This is a genomic window from Tritonibacter aquimaris (genome assembly GCF_009617595.1).
Lineage (GTDB): Bacteria > Pseudomonadota > Alphaproteobacteria > Rhodobacterales > Rhodobacteraceae > Epibacterium > Epibacterium aquimaris.
The window spans coordinates 389,331-414,687 of sequence record NZ_WIXK01000003.1 but is presented as its reverse complement, the minus strand read 5'-3'; the positions used below and the strand labels follow the sequence as shown (position 1 = coordinate 414,687).

Annotated in this window: 21 protein-coding genes; 10 read left to right on the top strand and 11 right to left on the bottom strand. The window is 58.6% G+C overall.

Annotated features, from left to right (window positions below):
• The first annotated feature begins 41 nt into the window (after positions 1-41).
• From hutI to GG681_RS07985, 7 genes are all read left to right on the top strand, one after another.
• Positions 42-1,244: an imidazolonepropionase gene (gene hutI, locus GG681_RS08015; RefSeq protein ID WP_153546880.1), complete on the top strand. Its 1,203-nt coding sequence runs from the start codon at positions 42-44 to the stop codon at positions 1,242-1,244.
• Positions 1,241-2,767 (top strand): histidine ammonia-lyase, encoded by a 1,527-nt coding sequence (gene hutH / locus GG681_RS08010; protein ID WP_153546878.1) that lies wholly within the window; start codon positions 1,241-1,243, stop codon positions 2,765-2,767. Before hutI ends, hutH begins: the two co-directional genes overlap by 4 nt.
• On the top strand, positions 2,764-3,546 hold the full coding sequence (hutG, locus tag GG681_RS08005) for an N-formylglutamate deformylase (RefSeq protein WP_153546876.1): 783 nt from the start codon (positions 2,764-2,766) through the stop codon (positions 3,544-3,546). Before hutH ends, hutG begins: the two co-directional genes overlap by 4 nt.
• Positions 3,543-5,213, top strand: a complete 1,671-nt coding sequence (gene hutU / locus GG681_RS08000) for a urocanate hydratase (RefSeq protein WP_153546874.1) — start codon at positions 3,543-3,545, stop codon at positions 5,211-5,213. Before hutG ends, hutU begins: the two co-directional genes overlap by 4 nt.
• A gap of 138 nt (positions 5,214-5,351) precedes the next feature.
• Complete coding sequence (locus GG681_RS07995) at positions 5,352-6,434, top strand: TRAP transporter substrate-binding protein (protein WP_153546872.1); 1,083 nt, start codon at positions 5,352-5,354, stop codon at positions 6,432-6,434.
• A gap of 57 nt (positions 6,435-6,491) precedes the next feature.
• Positions 6,492-6,989, top strand: coding sequence for a TRAP transporter small permease subunit (locus GG681_RS07990; protein WP_153546870.1), 498 nt, complete (start codon positions 6,492-6,494; stop codon positions 6,987-6,989).
• Positions 6,986-8,536, top strand: coding sequence for a TRAP transporter large permease (locus GG681_RS07985; protein WP_153546868.1), 1,551 nt, complete (start codon positions 6,986-6,988; stop codon positions 8,534-8,536). Before GG681_RS07990 ends, GG681_RS07985 begins: the two co-directional genes overlap by 4 nt.
• A 46-nt stretch (positions 8,537-8,582) precedes the next feature.
• On the opposite strand, the gene GG681_RS07980 is transcribed toward GG681_RS07985, so the two are convergent.
• A complete protein-coding gene (locus GG681_RS07980) occupies positions 8,583-10,115 on the bottom strand; it encodes a flavodoxin domain-containing protein (RefSeq protein WP_153546866.1) in 1,533 nt (510 codons plus the stop codon).
• A gap of 16 nt (positions 10,116-10,131) precedes the next feature.
• Entirely contained in the window at positions 10,132-10,551 is a 420-nt protein-coding gene (locus tag GG681_RS07975; RefSeq protein WP_153546864.1) for a PAS domain-containing protein, read from the bottom strand.
• Positions 10,552-10,723: 172 nt separating this feature from the next.
• On the opposite strand from GG681_RS07975, the gene GG681_RS07970 reads away from it, so the two are divergent.
• On the top strand, positions 10,724-11,161 hold the full coding sequence (locus GG681_RS07970; protein ID WP_153546862.1) for a MarR family winged helix-turn-helix transcriptional regulator: 438 nt from the start codon (positions 10,724-10,726) through the stop codon (positions 11,159-11,161).
• 177 nt (positions 11,162-11,338) lie between these two features.
• Positions 11,339-12,049, top strand: coding sequence for a glycerophosphodiester phosphodiesterase family protein (locus GG681_RS07965; RefSeq protein WP_153546861.1), 711 nt, complete (start codon positions 11,339-11,341; stop codon positions 12,047-12,049).
• 103 nt (positions 12,050-12,152) lie between these two features.
• Here GG681_RS07965 and GG681_RS07960 read toward each other — a convergent pair whose 3' ends face one another.
• From GG681_RS07960 to GG681_RS07945, 4 genes are all read right to left on the bottom strand, one after another.
• Positions 12,153-13,889 carry a SulP family inorganic anion transporter gene (locus tag GG681_RS07960; RefSeq protein WP_153546859.1) on the bottom strand — a complete coding sequence of 579 codons (1,737 nt, stop codon included), beginning with the start codon at positions 13,887-13,889 and terminating at the stop codon, positions 12,153-12,155.
• A gap of 160 nt (positions 13,890-14,049) precedes the next feature.
• Complete coding sequence (locus GG681_RS07955; RefSeq protein ID WP_153546857.1) at positions 14,050-15,729, bottom strand: bifunctional protein tyrosine phosphatase family protein/NAD(P)/FAD-dependent oxidoreductase; 1,680 nt, start codon at positions 15,727-15,729, stop codon at positions 14,050-14,052.
• Between the two features lie 67 nt (positions 15,730-15,796).
• Positions 15,797-16,744, bottom strand: coding sequence for an MBL fold metallo-hydrolase (locus GG681_RS07950; RefSeq protein ID WP_153546855.1), 948 nt, complete (start codon positions 16,742-16,744; stop codon positions 15,797-15,799).
• 269 nt (positions 16,745-17,013) lie between these two features.
• The gene (locus GG681_RS07945) at positions 17,014-17,685 is read right to left on the bottom strand and encodes a Crp/Fnr family transcriptional regulator (RefSeq protein WP_153546853.1); all 672 of its coding nucleotides are present in this window, start codon (positions 17,683-17,685) and stop codon (positions 17,014-17,016) included.
• Positions 17,686-17,872: 187 nt separating this feature from the next.
• Here GG681_RS07945 and GG681_RS07940 point away from each other — a divergent pair, with 187 nt between their 5' ends.
• On the top strand, positions 17,873-18,802 hold the full coding sequence (locus tag GG681_RS07940; RefSeq protein WP_153546851.1) for a hydrogen peroxide-inducible genes activator: 930 nt from the start codon (positions 17,873-17,875) through the stop codon (positions 18,800-18,802).
• A 13-nt stretch (positions 18,803-18,815) separates the two neighbouring features.
• Here GG681_RS07940 and cydX read toward each other — a convergent pair whose 3' ends face one another.
• The 5 genes from cydX to GG681_RS07915 form a co-directional block, all read right to left on the bottom strand.
• The gene (cydX, locus tag GG681_RS07935) at positions 18,816-18,965 is read right to left on the bottom strand and encodes a cytochrome bd-I oxidase subunit CydX (protein ID WP_153546850.1); all 150 of its coding nucleotides are present in this window, start codon (positions 18,963-18,965) and stop codon (positions 18,816-18,818) included.
• A 19-nt stretch (positions 18,966-18,984) separates the two neighbouring features.
• Positions 18,985-20,148 carry a cytochrome d ubiquinol oxidase subunit II gene (gene cydB / locus GG681_RS07930; protein WP_153546848.1) on the bottom strand — a complete coding sequence of 388 codons (1,164 nt, stop codon included), beginning with the start codon at positions 20,146-20,148 and terminating at the stop codon, positions 18,985-18,987.
• Between the two features lie 5 nt (positions 20,149-20,153).
• Positions 20,154-21,821 carry a cytochrome ubiquinol oxidase subunit I gene (locus GG681_RS07925; RefSeq protein WP_153546846.1) on the bottom strand — a complete coding sequence of 556 codons (1,668 nt, stop codon included), beginning with the start codon at positions 21,819-21,821 and terminating at the stop codon, positions 20,154-20,156.
• 106 nt (positions 21,822-21,927) lie between these two features.
• Complete coding sequence (locus GG681_RS07920; RefSeq protein ID WP_153546844.1) at positions 21,928-23,541, bottom strand: amino acid ABC transporter ATP-binding/permease protein; 1,614 nt, start codon at positions 23,539-23,541, stop codon at positions 21,928-21,930.
• On the bottom strand, positions 23,538-25,100 hold the full coding sequence (locus GG681_RS07915; protein ID WP_235899779.1) for an ABC transporter ATP-binding protein/permease: 1,563 nt from the start codon (positions 25,098-25,100) through the stop codon (positions 23,538-23,540). Before GG681_RS07915 ends, GG681_RS07920 begins: the two co-directional genes overlap by 4 nt.
• Positions 25,101-25,357: the final 257 nt, after the last annotated feature.

Sequence of the window (25,357 nt, the reverse complement as noted above, 5' to 3'; positions counted from 1 at the left end):
ACATATTAAATATATGTGCATCTATAAAGCAAGGTTAATGCATGAGCTCCCGATTTCTCCTCACGGATGTGACTGTGGCTACACTGGCCAATACCACCGCCGATGATCCCTATGGATTGCTGCGCGATGCGGCGATTGCCGTTGAAAAGGGGCATATTGTCTGGGTGGGGCAGGAGCTGCCCGCAGCCTATGCGGATTGGGTCAGACATCCGCAGATGGGGCGGCTGGTGACGCCTGGCTTGATTGATTGCCACACCCATATTGTGCATGGCGGCAATCGCGCGCGTGAGTTTGAGATGCGCCTGAACGGGGCGCGCTATGATGAGATCGCCCGCGCCGGGGGCGGGATCGTTTCAACGGTATCGGCGACGCGCGGGGCCAGCGAAGAGACGTTGTTGCAAACTGCGCTGACCCGTGTGGATGCCTTGATTGCGCAGGGAGTGACCTGCGTTGAGGTGAAATCCGGCTATGGGCTGGATCAGGATGCCGAGATCAAAATGCTGCGGGTGGCGCGTCAGATTGGCCGCCTGCGGCCTGTCCGGGTGAAAACCAGCTTTCTGGGCGCCCATGCAGTGCCTGCGGGGATGGATGCGGATCGCTATATTGATGAGATCTGCCTGCCCACGCTTGAACGCGCCCATGCAGAAGGGTTGGTGGATGCGGTGGATGGGTTTTGCGAAGGCATTGCCTTTGACACCACACAGATTGCCCGCGTGTTTGACCGCGCGCTTGCGCTGGGCCTGCCGGTGAAACTCCATGCGGAGCAGCTGAGCCATCTCGGCGGCACTGCGCTGGCGGCAAAATACAAGGCGCTGTCAGCGGATCACGTGGAATATGCCACCCCCGATGATGCCTCGGCGCTGGCGGCGGCGGGCACGGTCGCGGTGCTGTTGCCCGGTGCGTTTTATGCGCTGCATGAAACCCAGGCCCCGCCGGTTGAGGCGTTTCGTGATCTAGGCGTGGCGATGGCGGTGGCAACTGATTGGAATCCGGGCTCATCGCCAATGGGATCACTATTGTTGGCGATGAATATGGCCTGCACCCTGTTTCGTTTGACCCCGGCCGAAGCGCTGGCGGGCACCACCCGTGTGGCGGCGCGCGCGCTTGGATTAACCGATTGCGGTATGATTGCCCCGGGGCAACGCGCGGATCTTGCCATCTGGAACGTGCAGGATCCGGCTGAGCTCTCGTATGGAATTGGCATCAACCCGCTTCACTCGCGTATCTTTGGAGGATCGTTTTGACCCTGATACTACAGCCCGGCATGGCGTCGCTGTCGGAATTGGAAACCATCTGGCGCAGCGATATTGCGGTAAAACTGTGCGACAGCGCCCGCGCGGGCATTGATGCCTCTGCGGCGCTGGTTGAAACCGCCGCCAATGGGGAAACGCCGGTTTACGGCGTCAACACGGGCTTTGGCAAACTGGCCTCGGTGCGCATTGCCCCCAAAGACACAGAGACCCTGCAACGCAATCTGATCCTGTCCCATTGTTGTGGGGTAGGGGATCCGTTGGAGGTTGAAACCGTGCGCCTGATGATGGCGCTAAAGCTGTTGTCGCTGGGACGCGGGGCTTCTGGGGTGCGTTGGGCGCTGCCCGACCTCATTCAGGCCATGCTTGCGCGCGGTGTTGTGCCGGTGATCCCGGAAAAGGGCTCGGTTGGGGCGTCGGGTGATCTGGCACCGCTGGCGCATATGGCGGCGGTGATGATCGGCGAGGGTGAGGCGATTTATCAAGGCCAGCGCCTGCGTGGCGGCGAGGCATTGCGCGAAGCCGGGCTTCAACCTGTGGTGCTGGGCCCGAAAGAGGGGCTGGCGCTGATCAATGGCACCCAGTTTTCCACCGCCTGCGCCCTGGCGGGGCTGTTTGATGCCAGGCGGATGGTGCGCGCATCCGTGGTGACCGCGTCTTTGTCGACCGATGCCATCATGGGATCCACTGCGCCGTTGACGCCGGAAATTCATGCGCTGCGGGGGCATCAGGGCCAGATCGATGTGGCCCGTGGCATGTCGCTATTGCTGAAGGGCAGTGAGATCCGCGAAAGCCACCGCGATGGCGACGCCCGCGTGCAGGATCCTTATTGCATTCGTTGCCAGCCGCAGGTCACCGGCGCGGCGCTGGATTTGCTGCGCTATGCCGGGCGCACGCTTGAGATTGAGGCCAATGCGGTCACCGATAATCCGCTGGTGATTGTGGAAACGGGCAAGATCCTGTCAGGTGGTAATTTCCATGCGGAACCTGTGGGTTTTGCCGCGGATCAGATTGCGCTGGCGCTGGCCGAGATTGGCGCAATTGCCCAGCGTCGGGTGGCGCTGATGGTGGATCCAACCTTATCCCATGACCTGCCACCGTTTCTGACGCCAGAGCCGGGGCTAAACTCGGGGCTGATGATTGCCGAAGTTACCACCGCCGCATTGATGAGCGAAAACAAACACCTGGCCAATCCGTGCTCTACGGACAGCACGCCCACATCCGCCAACCAAGAAGACCATGTCAGCATGGCAGCCCATGGGGCGCGCCGTCTTGATCGGATGGTTGCAAACCTGGCGGTGATCCTCGGGGTTGAGGCCATGTGCGCGGCGCAAGGCATTGAATACCGCGCGCCTTTGATGACCTCAGCCACTTTGCAAAAGGCGATTGCATGCCTGCGTGCTTCGGTCCCCAGCCTTGAGGAGGATCGCTATATGGCACCCGATATTGATGCGGCGGCGGTTGCGGTGCGCTCTGATGCGCTGGCGCAGGCGGTTGGGCTGGAGCTGAGCCTATGATCGAAGTTCAGCGCGGGGATAGCCCGCTTGTCTTGGGGTTGCCCCATACGGGGACAGATATTCCGGATGATGTGTTGGCGGGGCTGAATGACACTGGCCGCGCCATGGCCGACACCGACTGGCATATTCATGATCTTTATGCGGATCTGGTGGCGGATGTGACCACGGTGCGCACGCCCATGCATCGCTATGTGATTGATGTGAACCGCGATCCATCGGGGATAAGCCTCTATCCCGGACAAAACACCACCACCCTGTGCCCGCTGACAGATTTTGATGGGCGTGCGATTTATCACGCGGGGAACGCGCCGGATGCGGCCGAGATCATGCGCCGCACGGATCTGTATCACGCGCCCTATCATGCCGCGCTTGCAGCGGAACTAGACCGCGTCAAGGCGCGTCATGGCTTTGCGCTGCTTTACGATTGCCATTCGATCCGCGGCGACATTCCGTTTCTGTTTGCGGGCCGCCTGCCGGATTTCAACATTGGCACCAACGAAGGCCAGAGCTGCGCACCGGAGATCGAGGCGGGGCTGCACCGGATCTGCACCAATGCAGATGGGTATAGCAATGTGTTGAACGGCCGCTTCAAGGGCGGCTGGACCACCCGCCACTATGGCCGCCCGGGTGAGGGCTTTCACGCCATTCAGATGGAGCTGGCGCAGGCAACCTACATGCACGAAGCGCCGCCCTGGCCGTATGAGGCCGCGCGGGCCGCGGCGCTGCGCACCCATTTGAAGACGGGCCTTGAATTTTTGAAGAACTGGAGACCCAGATGAGCGACCCACGTAAAAACACACGCGATGTGTTTCCACCCACCGGCCCAGAGCTGAATGCCAAAAGCTGGATGACCGAAGCCCCGTTACGGATGCTGATGAATAACCTGCATCCGGATGTGGCGGAAAACCCGCATGAATTGGTGGTTTATGGCGGTATTGGCCGAGCCGCGCGCACCTGGGAAGACTTTGATTCCATGGTGGCCGGGCTCAAAGATCTGGAGGAAGACGAGACCCTTGTGGTGCAATCGGGCAAACCCATTGCCATTGTCAAAACCCATACAGATGCGCCACGCGTGCTGATTGCCAATTCAAACCTCGTGCCCCATTGGGCCAATTGGGATCATTTCAACGAGCTCGATAAGAAGGGTCTGGCGATGTATGGCCAGATGACGGCGGGGTCGTGGATCTATATCGGCAGTCAGGGCATTGTGCAGGGCACCTATGAAACCTTTGCCGAAGCCGGGCGTCAGCATTATGGCGGTGATCTCACTGGCAAATGGATCCTGACCGGTGGTCTTGGTGGTATGGGCGGCGCGCAGCCCTTGGCGGCGGTGATGGCAGGAGCCTGCTGTCTGGCGGTGGAATGTAACCCCGACAGCATCGATTTCCGCCAGCGCACCCGTTACGTGGATGAAAAGACCGAAAGCCTTGATGAAGCGCTTGAGATGATCGAACGCTGGACTGCGGCAGGTGAGGCAAAATCGGTCGCGCTGTTGGGCAATGCGGCGGATGTGTTCCCCGAGCTCTATAAACGTGGTGTGCGCCCGGATATTGTCACCGATCAGACCAGCGCCCATGACCCGATCAACGGCTATCTGCCGCAGGGATGGGGCATGACCGAGTGGCGTGAAAAACGCGAAAGCGATCCCAAAGCCGTTGAAAAAGCCGCCCGCGCCAGCATGAAAGTGCATGTGGCCGCGATGGTGGATTTCTGGAACGCCGGGGTGCCGACGCTCGATTATGGCAATAATATCCGTCAGGTCGCGCTGGAAGAGGGGCTGGAGAACGCCTTTGATTTCCCAGGCTTTGTGCCCGCATATATCCGCCCGCTGTTTTGCCGTGGTATTGGCCCGTTCCGCTGGGCGGCCCTGTCCGGCGATCCCGAGGATATCTACAAGACCGACCAGAAGATGAAGGAGCTGTTCCCAGAGAACACCCATCTGCACAATTGGCTGGATATGGCCCGCGATCGCATTGCGTTTCAGGGGCTGCCCGCGCGGATCTGCTGGATCGGGCTGGGTGATCGCCACAAGGCGGGGCTCGCGTTTAACGAGATGGTCGCCAATGGTGAATTGAAAGCACCGGTTGTGATCGGGCGTGACCATCTTGACAGTGGCTCGGTTGCCTCGCCCAATCGCGAGACCGAGGCCATGAAAGATGGCTCAGACGCGGTGTCTGACTGGCCGCTTTTGAATGCGTTGGTGAACACGGCCTCTGGCGCAACCTGGGTCAGCCTGCATCATGGCGGTGGGGTTGGCATGGGCTTTTCCCAGCACGCTGGCGTGGTGATCTGCGCCGATGGCACACCTGAGGCCGCCAAACGGCTGGAACGTGTGTTGTGGAACGATCCGGCCAGCGGGGTCTGGCGCCACGCAGATGCGGGCTATGCCGAGGCGATTGACTGCGCCCGCGAACACGGGCTGCGCCTGCCACGTATTTTAGGCTGACATAACAACAATAAGGCCGCCACCAATGGCGGCCACCCCTGGGCATCACTTGAGGTCACATAAAGACGGTCCAACACTGTAAGGCCGCATCAAGATGACCACCCTTTTTTGAAACAGTACTCAACCGGGAGATATAAAATGGACAGACGTAAGTTTTTGGCAGCGGGGGCCGTTGGTGCGGCTTCATCGCTGGCTGCCCCTGCTATTGCGCAAGGGGTGATGCAATGGAAGATGGTCACCGCCTGGCCCAAGAACCTGCCAGGACCGGGTGTCGCAGCGCAGATGCTGGCGGATCGCATCACCACGCTTTCGGGCGGACGCATTCAGGTGAAACTTTTTGCGGCTGGTGAATTGGTGCCGGGGCGTGGCGTGTTTGATGCGGTGTCTGAAGGCACGGCGGAGCTGTACCACGCGGTGCCTGCCTATTGGGGGTCGAAATCCAAAGGCATCCTGCTGTTTGGATCACAACCCTTTGGCCTGCGCGCGGATGAACAGTTTGGCTGGCTTTATCACGGGGGTGGTCAGGCGCTTTATGATGAGATGTACGGCCGCTTTGGTATCAAGCCGTTCCTGTGTGGCAACTCTGGTCCGCAATGGGCGGGATGGTTCAAGGATGAGATCAACTCAGCTGAAGATCTGAAGGGTCTGAAGTTCCGCACCACCGGCATTGCCTCGCAGATGGCAGCCAAGTTGGGCATGGCAGCCGAAGCCATGAGCGGGCCAGCCATGTTTCAGGCGCTGCAAACCGGCGCGCTGGACGCGGGAGAGTTTATCGGCCCGTGGACCGATTCCGCGCTGGGCTATTATCAAGTGGCCAAGAATTACTACTGGCCCGGTGTCGGTGAGCCGTCCTCCGCCGAGGAATGTGGCGTGAATGCAGATGCTTATGCGGCACTGCCCGATGATCTGAAAGAGGTTGTGACCCAGGCCTGTCACGGGCTCTATAATCCGGTGTGGACGGAATATATGACCAAACACGCACAGGCGCTGAAGGTCATGGTGGCAGATCACGGGGTGCAGGTGCGCAAACTGCCCGATGATGTGATCGCTGCGATGGGCAAAGCCGCTGATGAGATCATGCAGGAATATCTGGCTGATGAGGATGAGCTGGTGCGGCGCATCACCGAGAGCTTTATCAGCTATCGCGATCTGGTGGGCGGCTACATGACCTATGCCGACAATGGGCAGATGAACGCCCGCGCCGGTGCATTTGGATATTGATGCCATTGGGGCCGCGCCCTGGCTGCGCGGCCTTTTTTCAATTTGATGGGGATGTGGATGCTGGCTTTGGCTGAAGGCATCGACCAGTTGAACCGTGTGGTCGCCCGCTGGGTGCGGTGGCTCGCGTTGCTATTGGTGCTGGTGCAGTTTTGTATTGTGATTGGGCGCTATGTCTTTGGCGTCAATTCCATCGCGGCCCAGGAAAGCGTGCTTTATATGCATGCGACCGTGTTTATGCTGGGAGCGGGGTACACGCTGTTGGTGGATAAACACGTGCGGGTGGATGTGTTTTTTGCCAGCCTCAGCCGGGCGGCGCAGCGGCGGGTCGATATCTTTGGCCATCTCGCATTGCTGATGCCATCGATGGGTGCGTTTCTGTATTGGTCGTGGCCGTCGGTGCGCAATTCCTGGAAAATCCTTGAAGGGCCAATTTCTGTAGGGGGCATTGAGGCAGTGTTTTTGCTGAAATCCCTGATCCCCGCCTTTTGTATCCTGATCCTGCTGCAATCGCTGTCACTGCTGATCCACCTGTTGCTGGAGCGCCCCGAACAATGATTGAATACCTTGATCTGATTATGTTTGCGGCACTGATGGCGGCGATCCTGTCGGGCTTTCCAGTGTCGTTTTGCATCGCGGGTGTGGCGGTGATTTTTGCCTATCTCGGCTGGGTGCTGGGGGTGATGGATGTGTCATTGCTGGGGGCGCTGGGGCAGCGGGCCTTTGGCTTGATCAGCAACACGGTGCTGATTGCGATCCCGGTGTTTGTGCTGATGGGGGCCATTCTGGAAAAAAGCCGCATCGCCGAAGAGCTGCTGGATACCATGGGGCGCAGTTTTGGCCAGCTGCGCGGCGGTCTGGGCCTGTCGGTGGTGCTGGTGGGGGCGCTTTTGGCGGCCTCGACCGGGATTGTGGGTGCAACCGTGATTGCCATGGGGCTGATTGCGCTGCCCACCATGCTGCGCGCGGGTTATAATCCGGCGGTGGCCTCGGGTATTGTCTGCACTGCGGGCACGTTAGGGCAGATCATTCCGCCTTCAACCCTGTTGATCATCCTCGCTGATGTGATGTCAAACGCCTATCAGCAGGCGCAATATGAGCAGGGAAAATTCTCGGTTGAGGCGCTGTCTGTTGGCCAGTTCTTTGCCGCGGCCATCCTGCCGGGGCTTTTGCTGGTGGGGCTGTATGTGCTGTACATCCTGATCCGCGGCGCGTTCAGGCCGCAGGATATGCCAGCGGCTGACATCGGGCTGGCACGCCCGTCGCGCGCTGAACTTATGGGCGCGGTGGTGCCGCCGCTGTTGCTGATTTTTGCGGTGCTTGGTGCCATTTTAGGCGGGGTCGCCACCCCAACCGAGGCTGCATCAGTGGGTGCAATTGGCGCTTTGCTGATGGCCGGGCGTAAAATCAGCGCGCGGCCCAGGCTGATCTTTCTGGGGGCGGGCGCGTTGATTTTGCTGGGTGTTCTGGCCGGGCTAAACCCCGTGCGATTGCAGCGCAGTGATGCGGGCGCATTTGAATGGGCCATCGGTGGTTTTTACCTGAGCCTTGCCATTGCCGGGCTGGGGGCCGCATTGATGGCGCTGCGCGCGGGCATTCAAAACGGCATGGTGCAAGAGGCGCTGGGATCAACATTGACCATGACGGCGATGATTTTTGCCACCATTTTGGCGGCTGGGTTCTTTTCGCTCGTGTTCATCGGCCTTGGCGGCGAGGACCGTGTGGCGCATCTGCTCGCTAACCTGCCGGGCGGTCCAACGGGCGCGCTTTTGTTTGTGATGCTGTTTGTGTTTGTTCTGGGCTTCTTCCTCGACTTTGTGGAGATCTCGGTGATTGTGCTGCCGCTGGTTGCGCCAAGCCTGATTGTGATGGGGCATGATCCGATCTGGCTGGGGGTGTTGCTGGCGATCAATCTACAGACCAGCTTTCTGACGCCGCCGTTTGGGTTTTCGCTGTTTTATCTGCGCGCTGTTGCCCCCAAGGACATCAGCACCACCCAGATTTATCGGGGGGTTGCGCCATTCATAGGCTTGCAGATTGTGGGGATCTTGCTGGTGTGGCTGCTGCCTGCGGTTGCCACTTGGCTACCCCGGACATTGTTTTGAGCGCTGTTTCAAAGCCCACCTCCCAAGGGGGGTGGGCTTTGGCGTTTTAAAACAGGTCGCGCCGGATCCGACCAGCCGTTTCAAGCGCGCGCAGCATGGCGCTGGCTTCTTCGGGGCTGTTCTGACCCGCCTGTTGGAACACATCCAACAGCGCATCATTCACCGCCCCGCCAAGATGGGATTTGTTGCCGCAGACATAGATCACCGCGCCGGATTGGATGGCCCCATATAGGGCATCTGCATTGGCGCGCATTGCATCCTGCACATAGAATTTCTGCTCATGGTCGCGCGAATAGGCAGTGATCAGCGTCGAAAGCGTGCCCATGGCCTGACAGCTGGTGAGAAAATCCCCATAAAGGAAATCACAATGGCTGAGTTTTTCACCAAAGCACAGAATGTTGGTTTGGCTTTCATCCTGCTGGCTTTGCTGTTCCAAATAGGAAATGAACGGCGCCACGCCAACACCGGTGCCAATCATCAGTGCGGGCCTGTCCGCATCAAAGGCAAATTCCGGATTGGGCCGCACCGCAATGGGCACGCTGTCGCCAACAGCGCGGGCCGCCATATAACCGGTAGAGAGGCCAAGATGTTTGCGCCCGCTGTGGTCATAGCTGATTTCGCGCATACACAGGCGCAGCTTCTGAGGGCTGGCCGAGGCAATCGAATAGGCGCGCGGCGCAATATCAGGCAAGACCTCTTGCAGATCATCCAAGGTGATGAGCTTGCCGGGGTCGCGCGTTTCCAGCAGGTCTAAGATATCAAGCCCATAGAGATAATCCTGCAGGGCTGCGCGGTTTTTGAACTTGAGCAGCTCAGCCAGATCGCTGTCGCCAGTTGCGCGGGCCACGGTTTTGAGCAGCGTTTTGGGCAGGGCGCGCAGGTCTTTTTGCGCAAGCGCACTCACATCGGCTTCAAACCATGTGGCCAGAGCCATCATCAAAAACGGGTCGTTTTGTGGATAGAGATAGACAAGATCACCCGGCGCATATTGGATGCCGCTGCCCGCGATATCGAGCTCAACATTCAGCACGCTGTCACTGATGCGGTCATGGCGTAGGATCTTGGCCTCATAAGGCGCGCTGTCTCCATAGGCAGCCACCTGCAGATCAAGCGCCGCCGCCTGAGCCGGATCACCAGCAAGATAGCGACTGATGGCATCAAACCATTGATCAAAGAACCCATCGAAATAGATGTCCGCATCCACCCGCGCGGCGATGGGATGCGCACCCTTTTGGCTGAGCGCCGCATCGAGATCTTTGGAATAGCCGCAGAAATTGGGATAAGACACATCGCCCAGGCCAAACACAGCATAGCGGAACGAGCAGGCTGCGGGCAGCTGGTCGAGAAAGGCTTCGGCATTGGCGGGGGGCTCCCCATCGCCAAAGCTGCTGGTGATCACCAGCAAAAGATCATCCGCGCCAAGTTTGCTGCAATCAACCTGGTTCAGCGGCAGCGGACACAGTGGGGTGGAATGGGGGGCGGAATGTGGATCATTGGCCTGCAGGCGCTCGGCAAATTGATTTGCCAAGCGCTCCGCATTTCCAGATTCCGACCCAAACGCAAGAATGGTCTGGGACATTGGGCACTCTCCTGGATCAGCCGTGGAACTCGTCGAATTTCTCTTTGGAGAACTCGAGGCTTTCGAAATCCGCCATCAGATCGTTGATCACCCGACGCACGCTGATGTATTCGGCGATGTCGCCCTTGTCGTCAAAGATCGGCTGCACGGTGGTATCAACGATATAAACAACGCCGCCTTTGCCCACATTGGGAATCACACCGCTCCAGATATTGCCTGCTTTGATGGTGTCCCACATCTCTTTGTAGATGGCTTTGGGCACGTCTTTGTGGCGAACAATATTATGTGGTTTGCCAACGATTTCTTCGCGCTCAAAACCGGTGAGGGTGCAGAAAAGATCGTTCACATAGGTGATATTGCCCTGCAGATCGGTTTTGGAAATCACCAGTACTTTTTCAGCTGCGTCCAACAGCTGCTTGCCCACATGTGCGTTCATCGTATTCTCCTGTGTTGAAGGGCCAGCACCTTTGGGTGCTGGTGTGACCGCAGTGGCTGGAAAATGGAGCATCTTGCGGTGCGGTCAGTGATAAATTATTTAGGGAGCAATTAAATGCAACGCAATTGTATCGCGTGCGACACAATGACTGATCCGCAATGGCAGGCCACCGATGACTGAAATCACTCTTCCCGAGAATGCCGATGACATGTTTTGCCATGCGATTTACTCGACCTGGCATGTGGTAAATCGGGCCTACAAGAAACATCTCAGCCCGCTTGGCTTGACCTATCCGCAGTATATCACCTTGACTTTATTGTGGGAAAAGGACGCGCGCATTGTCAGCGAGCTGGCGACTGGCCTGTCGATGGAGACCAGCACGCTGACGCCATTGTTGAAACGGCTGGAGGCCGAGGGGCTGGTGCAGCGCGCGCGTAGCAAAACGGATGAACGCCGCGTTGTGGTCAATCTGACGGAGAAGGGCCGGGCGCTAAAGGCAGAATCGCGCGCGATCACCGCTTGTATGGTGCAAGACACCGGGCTTGAAGTTGCAGAGCTCGATCAGCTGGTTGGCCTGCTGCACAAGATGCGGGGCGGGTTTAAAGGCTAGGCCGTCTTTACCGCCGATGTGAGGGGAGTTTGGGCTACGTCATGTGCCGCAAGATGCAAGGTGGTGTTGCAGGCCAATGCTGTTGCGTCACACCTCCATCACACTGATTTCATAGGCAGGCCCTGTGATACAGTGGTGCGGCAACGGGCGCGCGCTTGCTGCAAGAAGGAGCGTGAGATGACCAAAATCGTAAGCCACCGGGGGGCCAATCTGGTTGCGCCTGAAAACACCTTTGCCGCGGCAGATCGTGCCTTGGCGCAGGGCGCAGACTATATTGAGCTCGACGTGCGTGAAAGCGCGGATGGGGTGCTTTATGCGTTTCATGACGACACATTGGAGCGCACAAGCACTGGCGCGGGTGCGTTTGGTTTGCACGCTTCGGCACAGATTGACCAGCTGGATGCGGGCAGCTGGTTTGCGCCTGCTTTTGCCGGTGAACGGGTGCCGCGGCTGGATGCCTATCTGGAACATCTGCGGGGCCGGGCCGGGGTCTATGTTGAACTCAAATGGTGCAACCCGCAAAAGGTTGCGGATCTGGTGCGTGACCTTGGCATGGTGGAAGAGACGTTTTATTTCTCGTTTTCGCAAATGATGCGCGAAGGGCTGCATGCGGTTGCGCCCGAGTTTCGCAAGATGATCACGCTCAATATTGCCAAGTCCCCCGCAATGGCGCGGGATCTTTTTCATGCGTCATTGGTGGAAATGACCCCCGCGCAGATGCAGGTGCCGGGGCTTTTGGATCACTGTCGTGCGCTGGGGCTTGAAACGATGGTCTACACCAATAGTGGCGCACCTGCTGTGCATCAGGCCATTTTGGCGGCAAAGCTTGACTATGTGAATCTTGATCACACCGAAGCCTTTGCACAGGCGCGTGCGGCCCTGCGGTAAAGCCATTTGGCCAGATTTGGACCACTGGGTGAATTACTCACAGCTGTTCACGTCGCAACAAAGAAGCGCGCAATGCCAGCGGTTGCCCGCATTGCGCATAGGTTTAGGCCACTTTGGCGGCGTAGCGCGGCGACAGTTCTGACATCGCGGCATGGATGCTGAGGAAGACATGGCCTTCGCCCAGATGTTTGAGCCAACCCACGTTTTCCAACCGGTCCATCACCGGGCCTTTGACCTCAGCGAGGTGGGTGGTCACACCGGCGTCGTGCAGACGCTCGCACAAAGTTTCCAGACTTTCCAACGCGCTGGCATCGATAAAGTTCACCGCGCTCATGATCAGCACCAGATGTTCCACCTGATCGCAATCAGCCACACAGGCGAGTATTTCATCTTCAAGATAGGCGGTATTGGCAAAATAGAGGCTTTCATCCACCCGGATCGCCAGCACATGCGGATCCGTTTTGACCTCATGGCGTCGGATATTGCGGAAATGCTCAGAGGTGCCAACCCGGCCCACCACCGCCATATGCGGACGGCTTGTGCGCCACAGATACAGCGCAATCGAAAGGCCGGCACCGGCAATGATCCCCAATTCGATCCCCAGTGAAAGCACCGCAAAGAAGGTGGCAATCAATGAAACCGCATCCGCCTTATTGTAGGCCCAGGCCTCGCGCAGGGTGCGGATGTCGATCAGATTGGCCACCGCCACAACAATGATCGCCGCAAGCGTTGCCTTGGGGAGAAAATAAAGCATCGGGGTAAAGAACACCACGGTCACCGCAATCAGCCCGGCGGTGATAATGGAGGCAAACGGTGTCACCGCACCGGCGGTGAAATTCACCAGACTGCGGCTGAAACCACCGGTGACGGGATAGCCGCCGGTAAAGGCCGCGCCGAGGTTTGCCGCACCAAGGGCGATCAGCTCTTGGTTGGCATCGATTTTTTGGCGTCGTTTGCTGGCGAGGGATTTCGCCACCGATACGCTTTCAAGAAAACCCACAACGGAAATCAGCGTTGCCGCTGGCAGCAGCTCGCGGATCAGTTCTAGATCCCAGACCGGCAGCGCCAATGCGGGCAGCCCCGAGGGGATGTCTGCCACGATTTTTACACCATTGCTGACATTCAAGCCCATGATCCAGACCAGCACTGTTGTTGTGCCCACTGCCACCAGTGGGCCAGATTTACCCAGCGCGTCGGCCAGGCCTTTGGGGGCACCCAGACGTTGCAGCATCGGTGAGACGCGGCTTTTGAACAAAAGCAGGATCACCAGAGAGCCAAGCGCAATGCCAAAGGTGACAAGGTTGAGCTGGTTGATATCGCTGATGGCATGGGCGATGGTTTCGGTAATCAAATGGCTGCGCGGGATGTTGAACCCCAAGAGGTGTTTGAGCTGGGAAAACCCGATGATCAGCGCCGCGGCGCTGGAAAAGCCCGAAATCACCGGATGGCTGAGGAAGTTGACCAAAAAGCCAACCCGCGCAAGCCCCATGCCCAACAGGATGGCACCGCTCAAAAACGCGAGCATCACCGCCCCGGCAAGATAACCGGAGGTGCCGCTTTCGACGACTTCGCCCAGCGTGCTTGCAACCATCAATGAAACAATGGCCACAGGTCCAACCGCCAGTGCCCGGCTTGAGCCAAGCAGCCCGTAAAACACCAAAGGCACAATGCTGGCATAAAGGCCGACCTCGGCAGGCAGCCCCGCCAAAAGCGCATAGGCCATGCCCTGAGGCACCAACATGATTGCAACGATCAGCCCGGCAAGACCATCGCTCGTGAACGCCTGACGGTCATAGCTCGGCAACCATTCAAGAAGTGGCAGATATCTCTTTAAGTTCATAACGGTGATCTTTTTTCACAACGAGAGACTGCGGGGACGGGAGCTTCCTTCGCAGTCTGACAAAGAATTTGGGTATTTCCATAGCGACGCAGCGTGTTTGAGCGCGCGGCACCACCACAGCCCCGGATCCACAAAGATCCGGGGGGATGTGACAGCGGCCTCATTTTGCGGATACGTTGATTTTTTCAGGCTTTGCGAGCCATTCCTTGCCGCGCAGCATCGCCTTCCAGTAGATCGGTGGCAGCATGGTTTCCTTAAGGAACCAGGCTGCGCGGGAGGGTTTGGTGCCATCAAGCAGGAACTTGGGGAAGCTTGGTTTAAGCGCGCCGCCATAGCCAAATTCCGCCAGCACGATTTTCCCCCGTTCTACCGTCAGCGGGCAGGAGCCATAGCCATCATATTGCGCCACGGGCGATGTGCCATTGATGTCGGCAATGATGTTATTGGCCACCGTGGGCGCCTGTTTACGCGCAGCCGCTGCGGTTTTGGCGTTGGGGGCGTTCATCACATCGCCCAGCGACCAGATGTTGTCATAGGTTTTGTGGCGCAAAGACGACTGATCCACATCGACCCAGCCCGCGCTATCTGCCAGCGGCGAGACCTTGATGAAATCAGGGGCGGTCTGGGGCGGGCAGACATGCATCATGTCAAACTCGACGGTGATGTCTTCTGGGGTGGTTTCGGGCTTTTGCACCGTAAAGGTTGCTGTGCGGGCCGGGCCGTCGACCGATTTCAGATTGTGGAAGAAGTTGAGCGACGCATCGTATTTTTCGACGTATTGCATCAGGGCGGGGACGTAGTCTTTGACGCCAAAAAGCACGCCGCCTGCGTTCATGAACTGAATGTCGATGTCTTTCAGAACATTTGCGCGGTGCCAGGCATCACCTGACAGATACATCGCTTTTTGCGGTGCACCGGCGCATTTGATCGGCATCGGCGGCTGGGTAAACAGCGCGCGCCCCTGTTTCATATTGCGCACAAGTTCCCAGGTGTAGGGGGCCAGATCGTAGCGATAGTTTGAGGTTACACCATTGCGGCCCAGGGTCTCTTCGAGACCTTCCACCGCGCTCCAGTCGAGTTTGAGACCGGGGCAAACCACCAGCCGATCATAGGTGACCACACGGCAACCGTCGAGGATAATTGCGTTTTTGTCAGGCTCAAACGCGGCTACGGCGGCTTTGATCCACTGCACCCCACGTGGGATCAGGCTGCCCATGGTTTTTGCGGTGGTCTGGGCATCAAAGATACCGCCGCCAACCATTGTCCAGCCAGGTTGGTAATAGTGAATGTCAGCCGGGTCGATTATGGCAATATCGAGCGACGCGTCGCGCGCTTTCAGACCTGCGGCAACGGCAATGCCTGCCGCGCCTGCGCCAACAATGACAATCCCAAATTTTGCGTCACCGGTATCAACCGGGGTTTTACCGTCATTGGCAATGCGGCGGGCGACGCCGCCCATGTCATAGCCCGCGGCTTTGGTCACGGCGAGGATGTCTGCGATCGGCTGGCGTTTGGCCGCGTGAAATGACCACAGGCTGGCCGAGCGCATGCCCGAGCGACAATAGGCCAGCACCGGGCTAGGCAGGGCGGCAAGGGCTGCGCTGAATTCTGCCACATCTGCGTCGCGGACCATGCCTTGTTTTACCGGAACATAGCGGGCTTCGATCCCGGCGGCCTTGGCTGCGGCTTCGATTTCGCCAAATGAGACCTGATCTGCGCCTTCCCCATCGGGGCGGTTGCAAATGATGGCCCGGTACCCGGCGTCTGCCGCGGCCTGGACATCTTTGATACTGATTTGAGCACTGACGCCAAGTTCGTCGGAGATTTTCTTGAAGCCCATTCTGTCTTCCTCATTTTCGCGCGTTTCAGGGGCGCTGGCGCGCCCCTTTTGTGTGTGAAATCGGGATTTACTCCGCAGCTTTGACCGCAGCGTCTGCTTCAAAGGCTTTTGCCAGTTTGGAGCTGAAGCGGTTCAGCGGCACAGACAGCACCGCGCGCCCCTTTGCGTCGGCGTCGGGCAGGCGACCACCGCGGATATTGACCTGCAGCGCATAAAGCATGCGTGCTGGCAGCGGCAGAGTTGCGTCGCGGGTGTCGCGGGTGGTGATGAATTCCTCACGCGAGATGCCATCTTTCACGTGGATATTGCTGGCTTTGTGCTCTGCAACGGTGGCCATGCAGGCCTCTTGGCGGCCGCCTTTACAATAGTCGTGGCCAACAAAAACGCGGGTCTCGGCAGGCATGGCAAGGATCGCCTGCAGCGTGTCCCACATTTCCGCCGATGAACCACCGGGGAAGTCACAGCGCGAGCTGCCGCTGTCGGGCACCATAAAGGTGTCATGGGCAAAGACTGCATCGCCCATTGTATAGGTGATAGAGGCCAGCGTGTGGCCGGTCGACAGCGTTACATCAATGGTGCAATTGCCCACTTTGAAGCTGTCACCCGGTTCAAACAGCTGGTCCCAGAATTCATCGTGGCTTTGCAGGGAGTCGTTGGCGTACATATCCGACCAGATTTCCTGCACCCGCAGCACCAGTTTGCCGATGGCCTGTTTGGGCGCGCCGCCAAGGGCCTGTTTGATGTAATGGGCCGAAGAGAAGTGATCCGCGTGGGGGTGGGTGTCGAGCACCCATTCCACGTTCAGCTCTTCGCGGGCGCAATAGGCAATCAATTCATCGGCGCTATAGGTCCAGGTGGCACCTGCCGCAGGGTCGAAATCAAGCACCGGGTCGATGATCACGGCGTTTTTGGTTTCGGGGCACCATGCCACATATTGCCAGGAACCCGTCATTTTCTCAAAAAACGCAGCGACATTTGGGCTGCCAGGTTGGGCGGAAGCGGGGAAAAACTGCATGGTGATCTCCAATGCGATTGTGGTCGTTTGTTATCTTCTGAGCGGCGAATGCGCGCGGGTGTGGTTGGACGTTCTTTGGGACTGAGCGGCGGGCTCAATCAGCGGGGATGCTGCCGTGTTCTTCAACGCCCGAGCCGAATGCGGCGCGCCCAGAGTAAGAGCGCGAGCGTTGAACAGTGTCGTTTCCCACAGAATCATCGTTTCAAAGACATTTGCATGCGATTGTGTGCGGTCTTGGTGACAATATCACGTTTGAACGGGCGTTGCGTTCAGACGCCGTGGGCCGCGCGCACCATATGTTCAAGCGCGGCACGTTTGACGATTTGTACGGCGCCACGGGATTGTTCGACCCAGCCGCTGCGGTGAAATTCGGAAAGGGTGCGCGAAATAACCTCGCGCGCGGTGCCAAGCTCGGTGCCCAGCACCTGATGGGTGGCTTTGACGTGGCCGGTGTGATCCGCAAGTTCGAGCAGCCGCGCCGCCAGCCGCACATCCATGCGTCGGAACACAATGTCATCCACCAGTGAAAACAGATCGGTGATCCGTTTGGAATAGGCTTTGAACACAAGGTCGCGAAAATCAGAGGACTGCACCACCAGCGCGTCAAAGGTGGCTTTCGGTATGGAGACCGCGCGCACATCCGTTTCGGCAGTGCCTTCGGCGGAATAATCTTCAAACGCCAGAATACAGGCGGTTGTCAGAATGCAGCTGTCACCCTCGGACACCCGATAAAGCGTCACATCCCGCCCGGTGTCGGAACGCCGTTTGACGCAGATCGACCCTTCTAGCAGCAGCAAAAGCGTGTCAGAGGCCTGATCCGGGGAAAAGATGCTGCCGCCCGCAGGCACAGTGATAACTTCGGAGCCGTTCACCAAAGTGGCCTGCAGATCCTGTGGCAGTGTGCTGAGGCCCGGAAAGCGGTTTATCCATGTCTCTTTCATTGCAGTAATCCTTTTGTTGGCCATCTGATGAGCAGGGTTTCCCAAGCTGCCGGAGGCAAACGCCGCAGAAGACCGTAAAAAAAGACGCTGGCGGCCGCGCGTTTGGTGACAAAATTACCGTAGCTATGGCGTACAGCGGTTAGAAATGAATTGTACGGCATTGCGTTATTGAATAAATCGATAACGCATGGTTACGCTACGCCAACTCCGTTTTCTTGTTGCTCTGGACAGCGCTGAGAATTTCTCGCGCGCCTCTGAGCTGTGCAATGTCACCCAATCCACGCTGTCTTCCGGGCTGAAAGAGCTTGAGGAACGTCTGGGGGTAAAAGTGGCGGAACGCAGCAAGCAACGGGTGATGATCACGCCGGTGGGGCGCGATCTGGCGGAACGGGCGCGCGGTATTCTGGCTGGGGTGCAGGATCTGGAAAACCGGGCGCAGCTTGAACGCAGTTCGGGGGCAACCGTGATACGGATGGGCACCATTCCCACCGTGGGGCCGTTTTTGATGCCACGTGCGATGCCACTTCTGAAAGCGGCGTTGCCGGACACCCAGTTTTACCTGCGCGAAGAGCTGACGGCACCCTTGGTCGAAGGGCTGTTGGATGGGCGGCTGGATCTGTTGTTGCTGGCCTTGCCCCACACAATGCCGTCGCAGATTGAAACCGAGGTGCTGTTTTCAGATGGCTATTGGCTGGCAACGCCGCCAGATCACCCTTTGGGCAACCGCGACACGATCGAGGCTGAGGATCTGATGAACCGCCATCTGCTGTTGTTGGAAAAAGGGCATTGTCTGCAGCGCCATGCCTTGTCGAGTTTTCACGGCATCAATCTGGATGAAGACCAGAGTTTTTCAGCAACCAGCCTGTCGACGCTTGTGGCGATGGTGGAAGAAGATCTGGGTATTACGCTATTGCCAAAACTTGCGGTGGATGCCGGGATTTCCAAAGGTCACACGCTGCATCTGGGCCACGTCAGCGGCGCCTATCCGCGTCAGGTGGCGCTTGCATGGCGGCGCAGTACACCAAATGCCGAGATTTTTCGTGAGATCGGGGCCTGTTTGCGGCAGGCTCGGAGTGAGCTGGCGGGCGGGGATATCGCCGCCAGCCCCGTTGAGTGAGCCGTCAGGCGGCTTATTTATGATCTGGTTGCGCTGCTGAAACCAGCGCGCCGTCGCCTTCTTCAGCCAGTTTACGGTCGCGTTGCAGCTCCAGCCACATGGCGTTCATCACGGCAAATACCGCAGCCAGAGGCAGGCCCAACATCCAAGCGAAATACCACATGATTACGTTCCTTTCTGGTTCAATACATGGTGCCTGATTTGCCGCGCACCTCGTCTTCGGTCACCTTGCCCCAGAGCACTTTGTAGACCCAGGCGGTGTAACAAAGGATGAGCGGCATGAAGATCGCGGTGCACACCAGCATGATAAAGAGGGTGAGATGCGAGGAAGAGGCGTCCCACACGGTCAGCGATGAGGTGGGATCAAGGGTTGAGGGCAAGATGAAGGGGAACATGGTCAGCCCCACGGATGAAACCACCCCGACAATCCCGAGTTTTGACCACAGCAAAGTGGAAACCTCACGTCCCGAGCGCAGGCCGATGACGGCAAGGCCCATGCCAAGAACACCACAGACCGGTGCAATGGCGATCCAGGGCCGTTCAATGTAGGCGTTGAGCCAGCTGCCGCTATGCGAAACCGGGTTATAAAGCGGGTTGGACGGGCCTGCGGTGTCAACCGCCGCGGTAAAGTGGAAGCCATCGATGCCCACCGCAAGCCAAAGCCCGGCCAGCAGATAGGTTGTAATCGCCACGAGCCCCGAGACAGTGCCAATCCGGCGGGCGCGCTGTTGAATGTCACCTTCGGTTTTCAGGGTAAGCCAGGCTGCACCATGGGTGATCAGCATCGACAAGGACACCACCCCCGCCAGCAGCGCAAAGGGGCGCAACAGCCCAAGGAGTTTCAAGATCGCATGGCCCGGATACATCGGCATCAGGCTGTCGGTCAGGTAAAACGGAACCCCCAAAAGCACATTGCCCACCGCAACCCCAAACAGCAGCGCAGGCAGCGCGCCGCCCACAAACAGGGCCCAGTCCCAGGATGTGCGCCAGCGCGGATCTTCGCGTTTGGAGCGATACTTAAAGGCGACAGGGCGCACAATCAGCGCGGCGAGCACCAGAAACATCGCCAGATAAAACCCGGAAAAGCTAACCGCATAAAGCGGCGGCCAGGCGGCAAAGATCGCGCCGCCACCCAGTACAAACCAGACCTGGTTGCCTTCCCAGACCGGGCCGATGGTGTTGATGGTCACCCGCCGTTCCATATCTGTTTTGGCCACAAACGGCAGCAATGCGCCCACGCCCATGTCAAAACCATCGGTGAGCGCAAAGCCTGTGAGCAGCACCCCCAGCAAGCCCCACCAGATGATGCGTAAAGTGGTGTAGTCGATCAATTCATGCAGGATCATGGCTGTTACTCCGCAGGTGTAATATTGGGGCGTTGAGCGCCGTCATCGACGGATGACGCGGCCTGTGCGCCAGCGGGTGCAAAGGGGCCATTGCCATCACGCGCACGCAGGCGGTTTTGATGGCGCTCTTCCCAGGCTTCGGTTTCTTCGACGTCCTGATAGGGGCCTTTGCGGATGTATTTCAGCATCAAGCCCATCTCGATGATGAAGAGCACGGTGTAAAACAGGGTGAACAGCGCCAGGGTGATGAGCAGATCCAGCACGCTAAGGTGGCTTGCAGACATGGCGGTGGGCAAGACCCCATCCACGGTCCAGGGCTGGCGGCCATATTCAGCCACAAACCAGCCGGCCTCTGCGGCAATCCACGGGGCCGGGATCATCCAGACCGCAGCGCGCAGCGACCAGCGCGGGTATTGCTGGCCTCTGAAGCTTGAGCACCAGAAGAAATAGAGCATCACAGCAATAAAGAGCACCCCAAGCCCAACCATGATGCGGAAGGCCCAAAACAGCGGCGCAACCATTGGCACCGTATCCCAGGCGGCCTTTTCGATCTGCGCCTCACTGGCTTCACGTGGATCATCGACATAGCGTTTCAGCAACATGCCAAAGCCCAGATCCATCGAGGTTTCATCAAAGACCGCGCGCACGTTTTCTGGCGTGTCTTTGCCTTCTGCCTGAATGGTCATCAGCGCATCATAGGCAATGATGCCACGGCGCACGCGCTCTTCTGCCTCGGCCACCAGATCATTGATGCCGGGGATTTCCTGATTGAGAGAGCGGGTGCCGATCAGCCCCATGACCCAGGGGATTTCAACCGCGTAGTGGGTTTCACGCGCTTCCTGATCGGGAAAGCCCACAGCGGTGAACGGCGCGGGCGCATGATGGGTTTCCCACATGGCCTCGACCGCGGCGAGTTTCATGCGCTGCGTGTGGCTGGCGGCATAACCGGATTCATCACCTAAAAGCACAACCGACAGAGCCGCCGCGAGACCAAAAGACACCGCAACGGTGATGGAGCGGCACGCCAGTTCAATGTGGCGGTTTTTCAGCAGATACCAGGCCGATACCCCAAGAACAAAAACCGACGCGGTGACATATCCGGCGGATACGGTGTGGACAAATTTGGCCTGGGCGACCTCATTGAACATAATGTCAAAAAACGAGGTCATCTCCATGCGCATGGTGTCGGGGTTGAATTCTGCCCCCACCGGATGCTGCATCCAGCCATTGGCGATCAGGATCCACAGCGCCGAAAAGTTGGAGCCAATGGCCACCAGCCAGGCGGTTGCAAGGTGCTGAACCTTGCTCAGCCTGTCCCAGCCAAAGAAGAAGAGACCAACAAAGGTTGCTTCAAGAAAGAAGGCCATCAGCCCTTCGATGGCGAGCGGCGCGCCAAAGACATCACCGACATAGTGGCTGTAATAGCTCCAGTTCATGCCGAACTGGAATTCCATGGTGATCCCGGTGGCGACGCCCAGCACAAAGTTGATGCCAAAGAGCGAGGCCCAGAATTTGGTGATTTGCCGCCAGATCGGGCGGCCGGTCATGACATAGACCGTCTCCATGATCGCGACGAGGATCGAAAGACCCAAAGTCAGCGGTACAAAGAGGAAGTGATACATTGCGGTTAACGCAAATTGAAGACGAGAGAGTTCTACAACGTCGAGTTCCATAGCAGTTTTCCAAGCGGGCGTTGCGCGCCTATGGCACAATTGTCTGGCGCTTTGGTCTGAATTTACGCACCGTCACTCGGGAGATTTAGTGACTAAGTCACGGAACTCATGTGCGGCAGATCGGCACTCTGCGGTCAAATACCGCATGATCCGCCTGGCTATGGAGCGCCACGATGAGGCTGGTTTGTGGCAACAGCCTGCGCACAGCGTGCAGGCACATGGTGGCGGTTGCGGCGTCCAGCCCCTCGTTGGGTTCATCCAGCAAAAGCACCTTGGGGCGCTTTAACACCGCTCTGGCAATGGTGAGACGCTTGGATTGCCCACCTGAGAGCCCTTCGCCCGCTTCGCCGAGCTTAAGATCCAGACCACCGCGCGGCGCAATCACCTTGAGCAGGCCAAGTGAATCGAGCACCTGTTCCATCTCAGAATCGCTGGCCTCGGCGCCGAGCGTTAAATTGTCGCGTATGGAGCCTGCGACCAAGGCGCTGCGTTGTGGCACGAATGTCAGATGGCTGCGCAGCAGGCTTTCAGGGATGTCTTGGGGGCGCGCGCCGCCGATATGCACCGCATCCGAGGGCAGCAGCCCCGCGATTCGCAACAATAAGGTGGATTTGCCGCTGCCACTGGACCCGGTGAGGGCAACGGCTTCGCCGGGTTTGACGGAAAACTCCGCCGCAGCGGTGGTGACAGACACGCTCCAGTCGATGGGTTCTTTTGGTGGTGAAACGGGTTCTGCCGGACTGTCGCCCATGTCCAAAATGCGTTTGGCGGCAGAGGCTTGTCGCCCGATTTCCGTAAAGCCCCGGCGATAGGGCAAAATGGTTTCCGCAAGCGCAAGACAGGCAAAAAACGCAATTGCTGCTACGGGGGCAGAAACGCTACCAGCTTCAAACAGCTGGCTACCAAGGAAAATGGCGCAAGCGGCAGTTGCGGCCGCAAGGAACTGAAGCACAGCACCCGCAAACCGGTCGGCGCGATCAAGCTGCGCAGCATATGTGCAGGCGTCCTGCTCCAGTGTTGCGATTTGTTGTTCGGCCTGTTTCAAAGCGCCATTCAGAATGAGCGCTTCTCGATCCCGGATCAGATCGATCATGGCGCGGCGCAGGTTTTGCGAGGCGGCTTCAAACTGGTCAGAGGGTAGCAGGGTGCGTCGTGCGAGCAGCAGCGCCAAAAGGCTGCCCAACATGGAAAAACCAACCAATATGGGCAGGGCAACCTGCCAGCCCGCCACAGCCGCAAGGAAGGCCGCAACAATGATCTGCGTCAGCAATGCGGCACCAAAGGGCAGAACCACCCGCAGCAACAGCCCATCGAGCGCGTCTACATCGGCAATAATGCGGGTCAGCGCCTGGGTGCTGCGCAGCCTGCCAAGGGCAAAACCATCGCGAATGGCAAACCGTCTGAGCAGGTCGATGCGCAGCGCCGCCAGCGCCCGCAGGGTTGCATCATGGGTCAGTAGTCGTTCCCCATAGCGTGCGGCCGTGCGCCCCAGCGCCAGAAACCGCACCCCGGCAGAGGGGCGAAACACATCAAAGGCCACACCAAGCCCGGCAAGACCCGCCGCACCGGTCGCAAGGATAAACCAGCCAGACAGCGCCAGCAGGCTTGCGCCCATGATCAACACAACACAGGCCAGCAGCGCGCCACGCAGCAGCGCCGTTTTATTGCTGCTGATCAACAGGCGGGCAATTTGGATCAGGGGCAGCAGGGTCCGTTTCATGGTGCGATCCCCACCTGTTGATCCAGTGCTGCGGCCAGCCTAGTGTCATGGGTCGACACGATCAATGTTGCGCCACGTGAAACTTGTTGCAGCAGGGCGCGGATCACACGGTCTGCGGTCTCACGATCGAGATCTGCAGTGGGTTCATCGGCAATCAGCACATCACCGTCCATCATTATGGCGCGCGCCACCATCAAACGGCGCGCTTCGCCGCCTGATACGCCGCCGCCGGTTTCCCCCAACCGGGTGTCCAGCCCTTCGGGCAGGGCTTTGACCGCGTCGGCAATTTCCGCCTGCTCCAGCGCGTCCCAGAGATCAACGTTGCTGCCGCGCGGGGTGAGCCAGTCCCGCAAGGGTTGGTTGGCAAAATGCACCCGCTGCGGGATGAAGGCTGCGCGGGCCCGCCAGGCATCGGCGTTTTGATCATCAAGCGGCGCGCCATTGATCTCTATGCGGCCCTGCGCCAGCGGGGTGAGGCCCAATAGCGCAGAGAGCAGCGTTGTTTTGCCCGCACCGCTTGGGCCGATAACAGCAAGCGATCTGCCAGAGGTGAGGTGAACGTCAGGCAGCGGGATGGTTTGGCCCGCGCGTTCCACCACAGCGTTTTCAACCCGGATATCGACAGCACCCGCAAGCGGGGCTGCGGGCTTGGCTGTACCCAAAAACGCCTGCCTGTCGGCCTGATCCAGCGCGTCGAGCTCTTTAACCACAGCAAAACCCGCAGCGCGGTCATGCCAGGCAGCGGCGAGATCGCGCATCGGTTGGAAAAAGTCTGGCGCGATCAGCAGCAAAAACAGGCCTTGTTCGATGCTCAAACCGCCGCCCCAGGTGCCAAATTGCAGCTCTCCCAGCAGCGTAAAGCCAACAAAAACCGCAACCATTGCCACGCCAAGCGCTGAAAACAGCTCAAGCACGGCGGATGACAGAAAGGCAATGCGCAGCACCTGCATGGTTTGGTGGCGCAGCTTTTGGGCGCGGCTGGCAAAGTCTTTGGTCATACGCTCGGTTGCGCCAAGCGCGCGAATATCCAGCAGGGCCGAAAGCCGTTCAAGCGTCAGATCATTGAGGCTGCCGATCTCATCCATTTGTTTTTTAGAGGCATCTTCGGCTGCAAGGCCCACAAGCGCCATGAACACCGGGATCAAGGGGCCTGCAACCAGCAGCACCAGCCCCACAATCCACGACATGGTGAAAGAAAGCACAAGGATCACCAGTGGCAGCCAGCGCACGCGCGCCATTGCCACATAATAACGGGTGATCCAGGGTTGCAGCAGCGGTAGTTTCTGGCTCATCAGTGCGGCGATTTCACCGGAGCGCACCGCTGAAAGGGAGCGCGCCTCACGCTGGATCAACAGGCGGCGTTCACGGGTGATGGTTTGTTCGGCGGCCTGATACAGCAGCCCTTCGGCGAAATAGTTCAACAGGCCGCGCAAAGCGGACAGGGCCAGAAACACCAGCGCAACAGCAAGCACCGAGAGAAAGACAGGTGCGCCTGAAACCCAGGATCCGATGCTCCAGGCGATGAGCGCGGCCAGAAGTGGCCCGATCAGCCCTGCCATCACAGACAGCTGGCTGGCGCGGCGCAAATGGCTCCGAACAGGATCAATGATCCTTTGTTGGGCGCGTTTTGCAGGGCTTGGAGCGGATTGGGTAGCGGTCATAATCACACAAACGATTGCGCCGTGACGGCAGATTGGCAGCAGCTTCTGACGCCTTGGCAGTATTTGCATATTGGCACAAGATACCAGTCTGGTGTCGCTACAAATTGCCCCGCCAAGATTGGCGCGTGCCAACGTAAACACGCCCGCTCCCTGTT